Genomic DNA, 12,508 nt, shown 5'->3' with positions numbered 1-12,508 from the left:
TCGGACCCCGGCCGGCCGCTCCGACGGACCCGTGTCCGCTGCCCGGGAGGCTTCGCGTGGCCCTGCTGTCGGCCCTGTCGCACGCCCCGAACGAGCATCCGGACGCGATCCGGGTCGCCGGGCGAGCCATCTCCGGTGCCGACCTGTGGGAGAGCGCGTCGGCGGTGGCCGACCGGATCCACGGGCTGGACCGGGTGGCGGTGGTGGCGACCGCCTCGCTGGAGACCGTGGTGGGCGTCGTCGGAGGGCTGCTGGCGGGCGTGACCGTGGTGCCGGTGCCACCGGACGCCGGCCCGATGGAACGGGCACACATTCTGCGCGACTCCGCCGTGGCGGCGGTACTTCAGCCGGAGGGCGGCCCAGCCGAGGTGGGCGACCTGCCGGTGGTGCCGGTGTCGCTGCGCGACCGGTCGGCAAGCCGCCACCCCGAGCCACCGAACGACCACCCGGCCTTGATCCTCTACACCAGCGGGACGACCGGGCTGCCGAAGGGTGTGCTGCTGTCACGCCGGGCGATCGCCGCCTGCCTCGACGGGCTCGCCGAGGCCTGGCACTGGACGCCGGATGACCTGCTGGTGCACGGGCTGCCGCTGTTCCACGTGCACGGCCTGGTGCTGGGCGTGCTGGGGCCGTTGCGCGTCGGCAGCCGGCTCGACCACGTGGGCCGTCCGCATCCGGAGCGGTACGCCGCAGCCGGCGGCTCGCTGCTGTTCGGGGTGCCGACCGTGTGGTCGCGGATCTGCGCCGAGCCGACGGCCGCCCGGGCGTTGCGCCGTGCCCGGCTGCTGGTGTCCGGCAGCGCGCCGCTGTCGCCGGCGGTGTTCGACGGGTTGCACGGACTGGCCGGGCACCGCGTGGTGGAGCGGTACGGCATGACCGAGACGCTGATCACGGTGAGCGCCCGGGTCGACCGACCCCGGCTACCGGGCACCGTGGGATGGCCGCTGCCCGAGGTGGAGACCCGGTTGGTCGACGAGCACGGTGCGGCAGTGCCGGCCGACGGCATGAGCCTGGGCGAACTGCTGGTACGCGGGCCGACCCTGTGCGACGGCTACCTCGACCGCCCGGACGCGGACGCCGCGGTGCGGCTGCCCGGGGGTTGGTTCCGTACCGGAGACATCGCGACGGTCGCACCGGACGGACGGCATCGGATCGTGGGACGCGCCTCCACCGATCTGATCAAGAGCGGGGGCTATCGGATCGGTGCCGGCGAGGTGGAGGAGGCGCTCCTGGCCCACCCCGCGGTACGCGAGGCGGCGGTAATCGGCGTGCCGGACGACGAACTGGGGCAGCGGGTGACGGCGTACGTGGTTGCGGACGGGGCCGCCGAGCCGGAGTTGATTGACTTCGTGGCTCGGCAGCTCGCGGTCCACAAGCGCCCTCGGCGGGTGCACCTCCTCGACGCGTTGCCGCGCAACGCGCTGGGCAAGGTGCAGAAGTCCCTGCTGGGCTGAACCCCTGCCGTCAGTTGACGGTCCAGGTGTCGCCGCTGGCCAGGAGTGCGGCGAGTTGTTGTTCCGGGGTTTCGGTCACCTTGGCCTTCGCCTCCGTCAACTGGCCCTGCAATTCTGGTGTCGACATCCCGATGGGGTGACGGCACGGACCCGGGCCCGACCGCGCTCGGCGGCCTGGCCCGGGACCCTGTGCGTGGTGGCTAGATTCGCTGCCAGAGCGCCGGGACGTTGGGCGGCTCCCAGCCGGTCTGGGCAGTGTGCCCCTGGAGGCAGCGGTACGACGCTCCGCCGTAGGTGACCGTCGCTCCGATGGCGTACGTGGTGCCGACCTGCCAGGTCGTGCCCGGCGGGTTGCTGGTCGGGGTGGCGGTGGGGGTCGGGCCGGGGCCACCGCCGGATGTGACCAGCGTGAGACCGTACGCGGCCAGGATCGCGTTCACCGGCTGGAAGTACATGGTGCCACCGGTGCGGCAGTTGCCCGAGCCGCCCGAGGTGACCCCCTGCGCCTGGTTGCCGGAGAGCCAGGAGCCGCCGGAGTCACCCGGCTCGGCGCAGGCGTTGCTGCGGGTCAGGCCGGTGACGGTGCCTTCCGGGTAGGTGACCGAGGCGTTCTTCTGCTGGATCGTGCCGCAACGCCAACCGGTGGTGGACCCGGACCGGCAGACCGCCGCCCCGACCGGTGCCTCGGTGCTGCCGGCCACAGCGACCGTGCCGCCGCTGTAGTTGTTGACCAGACCGAGTGGGGTGTTGCCGGCGTCCACCTGCACCCAGGCGTAGTCGCGCCCGGGGAAGGTGGAGCCGCGGACGGTGCCAGCGGGTTGCGAGGTGCGTGCCCCCGCCCGGCCGCAGTGCCCGGCGGTGACGAACCCGCCGTGGACCGAGAAACCGATCGAGCAGCGGCTGCTACCGGTGTAGTAGGCGTTCCCGCCGATCACGTCGATGTAGGGCCGGGGCGCTTCGGTGGTGTTCTGGACCCGTACGGCGGTGGCCGGCAGCCCGGCGGCGGCGAACGACCGGGCGGCTGCGCCGCTGTCGCGGGCCAGCACGACCACAGCGTTGCCGGGCAGGTCGGCGTACCAGCCGACGACGCTCGCCGGTGCTGTGGCGGCGCGCCGGTTGAGCCGCTCGACCGCCAGGTCCAGGTCCCGTTCGGTGTGCACCACGCGGACGGGCTCGGCACCGAGGGAACGCACGGTGGCGGCATCGGCGGGGCTGGTGATGCCGACGGTCACGGTCGCCCCCTGGTCCGCCACCCAGGCGCCTCCGAAGCGGTCGCCGAGGATGCTGCGCAGCACCTGTTCGGTTCGGCCGGCCCGGGCATCGGTGTCCAGGCGAGCCCGGGCCTGCGCCGCGGTCAGCCGTAGGTCGCGCTGCAGCGCGGCGAACATCTCGGGGGCGACTCCGTCGGGGGCGGCCGCGACGGCGGGGGCGGTGGAGGCGGTGGGACGGGCGTCGGCCCGCGCGGCCAGGGTCAGCGGCAATGCCAGGGCGACGGCGCTCAGCGTGGCCAGCACCATGGCTGATTGTCGGCGCATGGGGGTCTCCTCCCAATGAGGACGGTGGGGGTGGGATGTCGGTGGTGCGCGGTGCGCAGCCCAGGGCCGGGCTACCAGCCTGTTAACTGTTGTTGTGCGCTGTGTTTCCCTACGGTAGGGCAGGCATCCGGAGGCGTCAATACAGGCGACCAGATGCCTCGGAGCGTGGCCGTGTCCCGTGAGTACTCCCGCCCACCCGCGGTATCCGCTGCCTCACCACGAGTTGGACGCGCCGGTCACCGCCGGTCGCCGAGTAGTTCCACCTCGCGCAACCCTGCGTGCAGCAGGTCGAGCGCATCGTCCGGCCGATCCCACCGCTGCAGCCACTCCGCCAGCAGCAGCACCGTGGTCGCCAACTCCCGACGCCGACCGGCCGACCGGTACCCGTCGAGCGCCGCGCGCAGGTCTCCTTCCGCGCCCGCCCGGTCGCCGACGTCGGCGCGGAGCAGGCCGCGCAGCCGCGCGGCCCGTGCCCGCACCTCCGGTTCCTCGACCCGTTCGGCCGGGCCGAGCGACTCCCGAGCCTCGTCCCGGCGCCCGATCGTGCGGTAGATCTCCGCCAGTTCCACGCCGCACTCGGCCGCCGCCGTGGCGTACCCGGCAGCGACCAACGCGGCGTGTGCCGCAGTGAGGTCCATCAGGGCGCCGGCGACGTCACCGGTGCTCCACCGGCGTCGGCCGCGGGCACGACGACAGGCGGCCAGTTGCACACTCGACGCCGCCTGCCGAGCTGCCTGCCGGGCCTGTTCGGCGGCGGCCTCCGCCTCCGCCGCGCGCCCGTCCACGAGCAGCGACTCGGCCACCGTCAGGTGCAGCTCCGCGACGCCGGCCGGATCCGGCAGGACGGCAAAGGCGAGCGCCCGCTCTGCCGCGTCCGCCGCGGCCGGCTCATCGTCGAGTTCACCGTGCCACAGCGCCAGCTCCGAGTGCAGATCGAGCAACATCGCCGGATCGGGATACCCGTCCCGTAGCAACGTGTCGCGGGCCTCGGCGAGCAGGAAGGTGGCGTAGCGCGGATCGCCGGATCGGCCCACCACCTGCGCCCGGGCCACCACCGCCTCGGCCCGTACATGCGGCGAGGCACCGGACAGCAGCGCCTCGGCCCGGCCCACGTGTGCCACCGCCACATCGGTCTGCCCAGCCCGCAGCGCGATGTCGGCCAGGCCGAGTAGGGCACGAGCACCGAGGATGGCGTCCTCGAACGTCGCCGCGGCGTCCACCGTCTCCCGGTAGGTCGCCTCCGCCTCCGCCCGGTCGGTGCGCGCCACGCCGGCGGCCCGCACCAGGCGCAGCAGCAACCTCACCCGGTCGGCCGGCGATCGGCCGGTGGTCAGGTCGGTCTGTGTCACGCCCAACCGGTCGGCGAAATGGGCAAGCGCCTCGCCGGACGGAACCCGTCGGCCGCTCTCCACCGCCGAGACGTACGCCGCCGTGTACCGGGGCTCGGCCAGCGCCCGTTGGGTCAGCCCTAGGGCGGTCCGCAGCCGCTGGATGCGGGGGCCCACCGCGGGCACGTCGATCGTCATGGCAGCCGCTCCGCCGCCTGCAGGCCACGCCGGAGCACCACCATGGCCTCGGCGCGCTCTCCCGCGGCGAGCAGGAAATCGGCGAGGTGACGGCAGGTGACCACGGCCTCCGCTAGCAGCCCGGCCCGCTCGTACCGGTCGATGGATCGGGCGAGCAACCGACGTGCCTGCGGGCTGTCGCCCTCCGCGGCCCGCACCAACCCCCGGACCCGGTCCGCCTCGGCCATGATCTCCCGGTGCCGGCCGGCCGCCGCCACCCGCGCGGCCTCCAGCGCCAGCTCACCCGCCTCGGCCAGCGCGCCCACACGGCGGCACGCCTCCGCCAGCTCCAAGGTCGCCCCCGCGTGGTCGAGGACCGCGCCGACCTCGCCGAGCATGTCACGGGCCCGCCGCAACTGCGCCTCGGCCTCGGCCGGTCGGCCCGCCCGCAGCAGCACATAACCCCGGCCCCAGTGGCACAGGGCTATCTCGCGGGTCAATCCCAGCTCGGCGTAGCGGCGTGCCGCCTCCCGCAGATGGCGGTCCGCCTCGTCGAGTTCACCGTCGCGGCGCAGTTGGCCGGCCACCGCATGGAACTGGGCCACCCACTCGCGGTTCGTGGCGCGGTCGACCAGCACCGCCGCCGCGCGTTCCAGCCGCCGCGCCCGGTCCCGCCAGCCCAACTCCAGAAACGTGTACATCAGCGCATTGGTCAACCTCAGCTCGGCATCGGGGTCCACCGGCGGCGCCGCACCCAGCCGGCGCAGCTCGGCTTCCAGCAGCGCCACGGCGCGGGGGGCGTTGCCGCCCACCAGCAGGCAGTACGCCCGGCGGGCCGCTACCGCTGCCCGCAACGGCGACGCCGATCCCTGCACGGCCACCGCCAGCTCGTCATACGCCGCCGCAGCCTCGCTCGCCCGCCCTCGGTGCAGCAGCGCCTCGGCCAGCTGATACCGCGCCCAGCACGCGAGTTCGGTCAGGTGGTAGTGCTCCGCCCGACGGTGTACGTCCGTCAGGTCCCGCTCGGCGGTGCGCAGCTCGCCGGCTGACAACGCGCGTCGGGCAGCCTCCAACCGGGCCGTCAGCTCGGCGGTCACGTTCGCGGGCCGGCCGAAGAGCAGGTCGTCCACGGACGTCCCCAACTGGCCGGCGATATGGGCCAAGGCGTCACGGCTGGGAGTACGCGTTCCGGCCTCGACCGCGCCGAGGAAGGCGCGGGTGTACCGCGTGCCGGCCACCTGCCGTTGGGTCAGCCCCCGAGCCACCCGCAGCCGGCGGATCCGGTCACCGAGTGGCTCCCGCAGCAGCTCACCGTCGGCCGAGCCGGCCTGCTGCCCGATCTGCGGAACGCTCTCGCCACCGTCGGTGCCGGGGTGACCGGCGTGGGTCGCGGTGTGCGACATCGGGCTCCTCTCGACCCGAACCAGCGTAGTGCCTGGGCCGCGACCCAGGGCAGCGGCGACTGCCGCCCGGCGGACAGCGCGACGCGACCTGCCGCCACTGCGGCCACCTCATCTACCTATACCTGCGCCTCGTCGGCAGCCGGAACCCCTGGCGCGCGACGAGATCGGCCGCTGCGTCATCGAGGTAGAAGAACGTGCCGGGACGCTGGCGCTGGGCCACGCCAACGTGGCCTTCACCATGAAGACCTATGTGCACTCTCAGGACGAGGCACTGAAGGCCGCGGGAGGCATGCTCGGGGCGGTGTACGCCACGACGGAGAAGGAGGCGGCAGTGACACCTTCGGCCCGTTGACGATCGCGCCCTCGAGGATCCATGTAGCATTGATGACTCTCGCACCTGCGGAAAGATCACGACTATAGGACTCGATCTGTTGAGCCGCCCCGATGGAAATCGTGCCGACCAGCGGTGGGGCCGCCCCGGCAGCCCGGGACCAGGACGGGTCAGTGCGGGCGGCGAACGGTCCTTCGCGGGCGGGACGATCAGCAATAGCACCATCGCGACCGGCGACAACGCAACGATCAACAATTTTCCGGCCAACCTGCCTCCGCTTGAGGATATCGGCCGACGACGGGTGTGGATGGCACCCCGACGCCCCGTGGCAATATTCGTGGGTCGGGATCGCGCTCTTACTGACCTGACGCGGGCCATGGCCGGCCGGGGCGGGGTCGTCGGACAGAGTGTCGCCGGCCTGGGCGGAGTCGGCAAGACAGAGCTGGCCCTCCAGTACGCGACGGCGAAGCGGGCGGAATACTCTTCGGTCTTCTGGATTACCGCCGACAGTTCGACGAACCTGACTCAGGGCCTCGCCCAGGTGGCCCGCCGGCTGGCACCGGGGTTGTCCGCTCCTCCCGAGGCCGCCGCCGACTGGGCGATGGCCTGGCTGCAGCGCTACCCGGACTGGCTGCTGGTCCTCGACAACGTCGAGAATCCGGCCGATATCACCGAGATCCTCGCCAATGCCGACGGCGGTCACATCCTGGTGACCACTCGCCGCGATGTCGACTGGGTCGACTACGGGCTCAGCCCCGTCCGGCTCGACATGCTCGACCCCGCCAAGGCGGTCGACCTGCTGATTCAGCGCACCGGCCAGCGGGACCGGGTCGCCGCGGAACGGATCGCTGCCGCCCTGGGTTGCCTTCCGCTGGCCCTGCAACAGGCCATCGCGTACGTCAAGGCGGCCGCGGAGCCGTTGTCCTCGTACGCCGACCGGCTGGTGACCGGCCTTCCGGCGGCCATGGCGGAGGTAGCCCCCGGCGCCCGGCAGGAGCTGGCGGTCAGCCAGGTCTGGCAGATCACCCTCGACGCGCTGATGGAGCAGGATCCACGCGCCGTCGATCTGCTCGACGTGCTCGCCTGGCTCGGCCCGACAGACCTGCCCCGCGATCTGGTCACCACATTTGCCGATGGCAGCGTCAACGACGCGAACCGGCTGCTGAGCCTGCTGCACTCCTACAGCATGGTCAGCCTGACACCGGCCACGGTAAGCATCCACCGGCTGGTCCAAGCGGTGCTGCGAGGCGCGCAGACACAACGGACCGAAACCGGTCTCACGCCGGCCGCCAGTCTCGCCGTCGATCTCATCGACGCCGCGATGCCCCGCGATCCGGACGAGAACATGGACGGCTGGCCTCGCTGGTGGAGCCTGCTGCCACACGTCCACTCCCTGGCCGACAACATCGGTGCCGACAACCAGGACTGGACGCTGAGTCGACTGCTCAACCAGGCCGGCCTCTTCGCCGCCAGTCAGGGCCGCTACGGCGAGGCCATGAAGTTCGCGCGCCTCGCCCTTGACATCGGCAGGTCTGCTCCGACTCTGACCGATCCGGAGCTGGCGACGCTGCTCGGCAACCTTGGCGTCGCGTACTCGCAGCTGGGTCGGCCCGCCGACGCGGTCGAATTGGAGGAGGAGGCACTCCGGATCGCCAGACGCAGCCACGCGGCGGACGACGCCGACATCGCCACCCGGTTGAGCAACCTCGCCATCACCTACGCGGGGCTCGGCCGAGCCAGCGAGGGCGTACCGCTGCTGCTTGACGCGGTACGGATCACCGAGCAGGCGTACGGCTCAGACAGTTACCACGTCGCGCTGCACCTGGCCAACCTTGCCGCCGTGTACCAGAACTTCGGCCAGACCCAGGAGGCGGTGCCATTGCAGCAACGCGCCCTGGCGATCACCGAGCGAGAACTCGGGTCGGAGCACATCAATGTGGCACGCCGTTTGATTGATCTGGCCGGCAGCTACCGCGAGTTGGGGCAGACCGCCGAGGCCCTGCAACTGGCCCAGCGGGCCCGGGCCATCGCCGAAAGCCGGCTGGAGCCGGAGCACCCATACTTGGCGACGTTCCTCGCTGCCCTGGCCGCGGTCCGCACTGAGCTGGACGAGCACGAGGAGGCGTTGCAGCTCGAAGAAGCCGCGCTGGAGATCACCACGGCGGCCCTGGACGACGATCACCCCGATGTCGCCACCCGGCTGAACGATCTGGCCAGCACCTATCGGAATCTGGGACGGGTCACGCAGGCAGCCGACCTGCACGAGCGGGCGCTGCGAATCACCGAGTCCCGGCATGGCCCCGACCACCCTGACGTCGCCGATTGCCTCGCCCGGCTGGCCACCACCTATCGACTGCAAGGGCGGGCCGAGGAGGCCCGGCGGCTCGACCAGCGCGCCCTCACCATCACCCAGACCCACTTCGGCTTCGACCACCGAGACGTAGCGGATCGGCTGATCGGCCTCGCCAACAGCTACCGCGGGCTGGGGCGGTTCCAGGACGCAGAGCCGCTGCTGAAACGTGCGGTCGAGATCACCCGGCAGACGTACGGGGAGAAGCACGCCAAGCTGGCGTACACGTTGACCGAGCTGGCCGACGTCTACGAGAGCCTGGGCCGGGTGACCGACGCGGCCAAGGCCAACCGCCAAGCGCTGGCCGTGACACGCGAGCTGGTGCCTGAGGATCACCCGGACCTCGTACCCCGGTTGGACGCCCTCGCCGACAACTACCAGCACCTCAACCGGTTCGACGAGGCGCACGCGCTGTGTCAGAGCGCCCTGCGGATCATCGAGCTGACGCACGGCCGGCACGACGAGGAGCTGATCGAGCGGCTCAACACCGCCGCACGCCTGCAGCGCAAGCTGCGCCGGCCCCAGCGGGTGATCGCGACCCTGAAGCGGGCACTCGTCATCGCGGAGGCGATCGACGGCCCCGATCACCCCCGGACGGCTGAACAGCTCGGCCTACTCGGCACCGCCTACCACCGGGCCGGACGGTACGCCGAGGCGGCACCGCTGGAGGAACGAGCACTGGCCATCGTCGCAGCCGACCCCGACACGCCCCGGCCGGAACTGCTGCTGCGTCTGCACAATCTCGCCATCACGTACAGCGACCTGGACCGATGGGCCGAGGCAGTGCCGTTGTTGGAACGCGCCGTCGAGGTCGCCAGGGATGAGTACGGCGAAGAACACGACGAAGTCGCCGAGTCGTTAAGCATGCTCGGTTCGGCGTATGCCCGGCTGGAGCGGCCTCTGGAAGCCCTACCGTTTCTGCATCACGCACTGGCCATCATGGAGCACCTGTACGGTCCACGTCATCCCGAGGTGTCTCCCCTGCTCGTACGCCTCGGTCTCACCTACTACGAACTTGGCCGGGCAACGGAGGCCATTCCGTTCGAGACCAGGGCACTGGAGATCGCCGAGGCGTCCGGAGACCGCGATGAGTTGCTGCTACGGGTGGAGAGCCTGGCCGCGAGCCACCGGATGGCGGGGCAGGCCGGGCAGGCCCTCGCCCGTGACGAACGTGCTCTCGGCCTCGCGGAGGAACTGTATGGGCAGGACGACCGCGAGGTGCTGCCCCGACTGACCCGGCTCGCCTCGGCGCATGCCGGGGCCGGGCAGTATGCCAAGGCGATCCTGTTGCAATGCCGGGCAGTCGCGTTGGCCGAAGCGACGTATGGAAGGGATCATCTCGATCTCGCCGAACTACTCGGCTGTCTCGGCTACTACTACTACAACCACGGCCAGTTCGGCAGCGCCATCAAGGTCGAGGAACGCGCACTGGCCATCACCGAACAGGCCGGTGGCGAACACCATCCGGACCTGGTGCTCCGGTTAATGAACCTCGCCGCCAGTTACCGAGAGGGCGGCCGACCTGGGAGTGAGATCTCGTTACTCAAACGCGCGTTGCGGATAGCGACGAGCAACCTTCCGGCAGACGATCCGACGATCGGGGAAATCAGAGCCCGACTCGACGGCCGATAGACAACGTTCGACTGCCGATCATGGTCACATTGGACAGTCGGGTTGCGCGGTCCGACGGATTCGTCCGCTACCAGATGTACCTAAGGTCGATACGCTTCGGCTTTTCACCCTTTATCCGCGCTGATTGCTGAGGAGCGGTTCATGGTCGCCGTACCACCCACGGCCCAGACAAGCGACGACCCGTTCGAGAACGTAGCCACCCTGGAACCCAACGGCGCCGAGGCGGCCAGGAAGCTACGGACGTTGCATGGCGACCTGGTCGCGGCCGGTGCCACGGCCGACGCGGAGCGTCTGCTCGCCCTGGATCGGGCGGCCGCCCGGCGCGACTACCCCAGTCTGGAGCGGATGCTCGCCGTCGAGCATCCGCTCGACCAGCTCGCGGAGCTCAAGCACGCCCGGGCTCGTTCGCTCAACGGCTGGCGCAACGCGGCAGCCCTGGTTCCTCTCCTGCTGACCTGGTGTTTCCTCGGCCTGGCCAGTTGGCATTACCACCGTCAGATCACGGCGAACCCGGAGCTGGCCGCCCAGCCCTTCCTTCTGCTCTGGGAGCAGCGTTTCGACGGCGCCCTCGTCCCCACCTTCGCCCAAACGGCGATCGTCGCCTTCCTGATGCTCACGCTGGTGCTGGTGCTCACCGTGCTGGCACACTGGCGGGAAACCGAGGCCAACCGGGTCATCAGTCGGTTCCGCGCCCGAGCCGACGACGCGGTTGCCGCCCTCGCCCTGGCCACCGAGACGAGCGGAATCCGGCCCCCGATGACCGCGGAGGAGTGGGCGGCGGCCGCACAGCGGGTGCTCGGCGAGACTCAGCGCCTCCTGGAGGCGGCGGTCCGCGACACTCAGGCCCTCGCCGAGACGAACAATCAACTCGTCACCGAAGGGCGGGAGGCGGTGACCGCTCTCTACGCGCAGGGCCGCACGGAGTTGGCCGCCCTGTACGCGCAGGGGCAGCAGGCCGCGCAGGCCCTCCAGGAACAGGGACGGGAGTTCGTCAGCGGGCTGGCGGAGGAGACCCGGGCCACGATGATCGCGGTACGCGCCGAGAACGCCCAACTGATCGCCGGTACGACCGAGCAGGCCAAAGAGGTTCTCCAGCAGGCCGGGTCGGCCAACCGGCAGCTCATCGAGGAGCAGATGTCGCCGCTGTTCGCCGGCTTCCGGGAAGCTCTGCGGGAGTACCGAGGCGACCACGAGACATACCAGACCAGCGCCGCCACGCTGGCCAGTGGCGTGACCGACCTGGCTGCCGCGGCGCAGTTGCTCACGGAGAGCACCGGTACGCACGCGAGGACGGTCACCTCCATCGACGAACACCTACGGCGAATCGACGAGTCGCAGAGCGCCTTCGTGGCGCGGCTCACCGAGAACTCGGCGAGCATGGCGACGGCGGCGGCCTCGATGCGCGAGGCGACCGAGACGATGAGCGGTCGGCTCCGCACCGACCTGGAGGCCCTGACCCGCAACGTGGTCGCCGCCAGCACCCGGCTGGCCGAGGTCGACCGGGACCTGGTCACCACCGGCAGTGCCCTCGAACTGACCACCAGGGCGTTGCACGCGACCGCGACCAACCTGGACCGGGTCGCCAGCGACCTGGCCGGCGTCGCGGCCGGCCTCGCGGCAGCGAGCACCAGCCGGGGCGGATGGTGGCCCAGGTTCCGGCCCCTCAGCCGATGACGAGGCGAAACAAGCCAGCCTACGACCCGCGGAAGGAAGTCGCATGTGGTTCCTGGCTCGAAGGCGGTACCGGGCGGCTGGACGTGACCAGGGAAACCTGGTCTTCGGCACCATCGGCTGGCTTTTCGCCGACCTGATGTTCGCACTCGCGATGATCTATCTCGTAGCGACGACGATGGGGGCGCCCCTGCCTGCGGAACCCGAACCGGCCGCCTCGGCATCGCCGTCGCCGTCGGCGTCGGCGTCCCCCACCCCCGAGCCGGTGCTGGAACTCAAGCCGGTCAGCATTCGGCTGACTTCGGTCGATTGGCAGGGCCTGCTGGCCAACGATCCCCGGGCGATCCGTACGTTGCAGAACAAGGTGCGCAAGCATCCCGGCTTGCAGGGCCGCCGCGCCGGGCTGGTGTTGACCTTCGGCGGCGCCTCGAACGACAACACCGACCGGGCCATGCGGATCGCCCGCCGAGCGAACGCCGCACTCAAGAAACTGGGCGACGAGGGAATCATCTTCCGGGGGACGGTCTACCGTCCGTTCCTCAGCCTCGCTTCACCGCCCTCGGCGCTCACCATCGACGTCTACCTGTTCAAGCTCTGACTGCGCCCCGACAGCGCACCCGTCGCTGC

At 71.1% G+C, this 12,508-nt stretch carries 7 protein-coding genes; 4 read left to right on the top strand and 3 right to left on the bottom strand.

Annotation, left to right across the window (positions count from 1 at the left end):
- Positions 1 to 56 precede the first annotated feature (56 nt).
- Positions 57 to 1,454, top strand: a complete 1,398-nt coding sequence (locus Vqi01_RS10815) for an acyl-CoA synthetase (protein ID WP_204034602.1) — start codon at positions 57 to 59, stop codon at positions 1,452 to 1,454.
- Positions 1,455 to 1,654: 200 nt separating this feature from the next.
- Here the strand turns inward: Vqi01_RS10815 and Vqi01_RS10810 are convergent, their stop codons facing one another.
- The 3 genes from Vqi01_RS10810 to Vqi01_RS10800 form a co-directional block, all read right to left on the bottom strand.
- A complete protein-coding gene (locus Vqi01_RS10810; RefSeq protein WP_239098313.1) occupies positions 1,655 to 2,989 on the bottom strand; it encodes a carbohydrate-binding protein in 1,335 nt (444 codons plus the stop codon).
- A 236-nt stretch (positions 2,990 to 3,225) separates the two neighbouring features.
- The gene (locus tag Vqi01_RS10805) at positions 3,226 to 4,515 is read right to left on the bottom strand and encodes a helix-turn-helix domain-containing protein (protein WP_204034601.1); all 1,290 of its coding nucleotides are present in this window, start codon (positions 4,513 to 4,515) and stop codon (positions 3,226 to 3,228) included.
- Positions 4,512 to 5,897: a helix-turn-helix domain-containing protein gene (locus Vqi01_RS10800; RefSeq protein ID WP_204034600.1), complete on the bottom strand. Its 1,386-nt coding sequence runs from the start codon at positions 5,895 to 5,897 to the stop codon at positions 4,512 to 4,514. The genes Vqi01_RS10805 and Vqi01_RS10800 overlap by 4 nt, the downstream gene beginning before the upstream one ends.
- 656 nt (positions 5,898 to 6,553) lie before the next feature.
- Between Vqi01_RS10800 and Vqi01_RS10795 the strand changes: the two genes are divergently transcribed.
- The 3 genes from Vqi01_RS10795 (at position 6,554) to Vqi01_RS10785 (ending at position 12,479) form a co-directional block, all read left to right on the top strand.
- Complete coding sequence (locus Vqi01_RS10795) at positions 6,554 to 10,210, top strand: tetratricopeptide repeat protein (RefSeq protein WP_204034599.1); 3,657 nt, start codon at positions 6,554 to 6,556, stop codon at positions 10,208 to 10,210.
- Positions 10,211 to 10,351: 141 nt separating this feature from the next.
- Entirely contained in the window at positions 10,352 to 11,884 is a 1,533-nt protein-coding gene (locus Vqi01_RS10790) for a hypothetical protein (RefSeq protein WP_204034598.1), read from the top strand.
- Between the two features lie 43 nt (positions 11,885 to 11,927).
- Positions 11,928 to 12,479 carry a hypothetical protein gene (locus Vqi01_RS10785; RefSeq protein WP_204034597.1) on the top strand — a complete coding sequence of 184 codons (552 nt, stop codon included), beginning with the start codon at positions 11,928 to 11,930 and terminating at the stop codon, positions 12,477 to 12,479.
- The last annotated feature ends 29 nt before the right edge of the window (positions 12,480 to 12,508 follow it).

This window comes from Micromonospora qiuiae (assembly GCF_016863555.1).
In the GTDB taxonomy this organism is placed as follows: Bacteria; Actinomycetota; Actinomycetes; order Mycobacteriales; family Micromonosporaceae; genus Micromonospora; species Micromonospora qiuiae.
Note: the sequence above shows the minus strand (reverse complement) of the source record. Positions and strands in the feature narration are given on the sequence as shown.

What these genes read in the sequence shown, in the direction of transcription:
- Vqi01_RS10810 (WP_239098313.1), bottom strand. Translation starts at nt 2,989, where the DNA reads ATGCGCCGACAATCAGCCATGGTGCTGGCCACGCTGAGCGCCGTCGCC.
- Vqi01_RS10805 (WP_204034601.1), bottom strand. Translation starts at nt 4,515, where the DNA reads ATGACGATCGACGTGCCCGCGGTGGGCCCCCGCATCCAGCGGCTGCGG.
- Vqi01_RS10800 (WP_204034600.1), bottom strand. Translation starts at nt 5,897, where the DNA reads ATGTCGCACACCGCGACCCACGCCGGTCACCCCGGCACCGACGGTGGC.
- Vqi01_RS10790 (WP_204034598.1), top strand. Translation starts at nt 10,352, where the DNA reads ATGGTCGCCGTACCACCCACGGCCCAGACAAGCGACGACCCGTTCGAG.
- Vqi01_RS10785 (WP_204034597.1), top strand. Translation starts at nt 11,928, where the DNA reads ATGTGGTTCCTGGCTCGAAGGCGGTACCGGGCGGCTGGACGTGACCAG.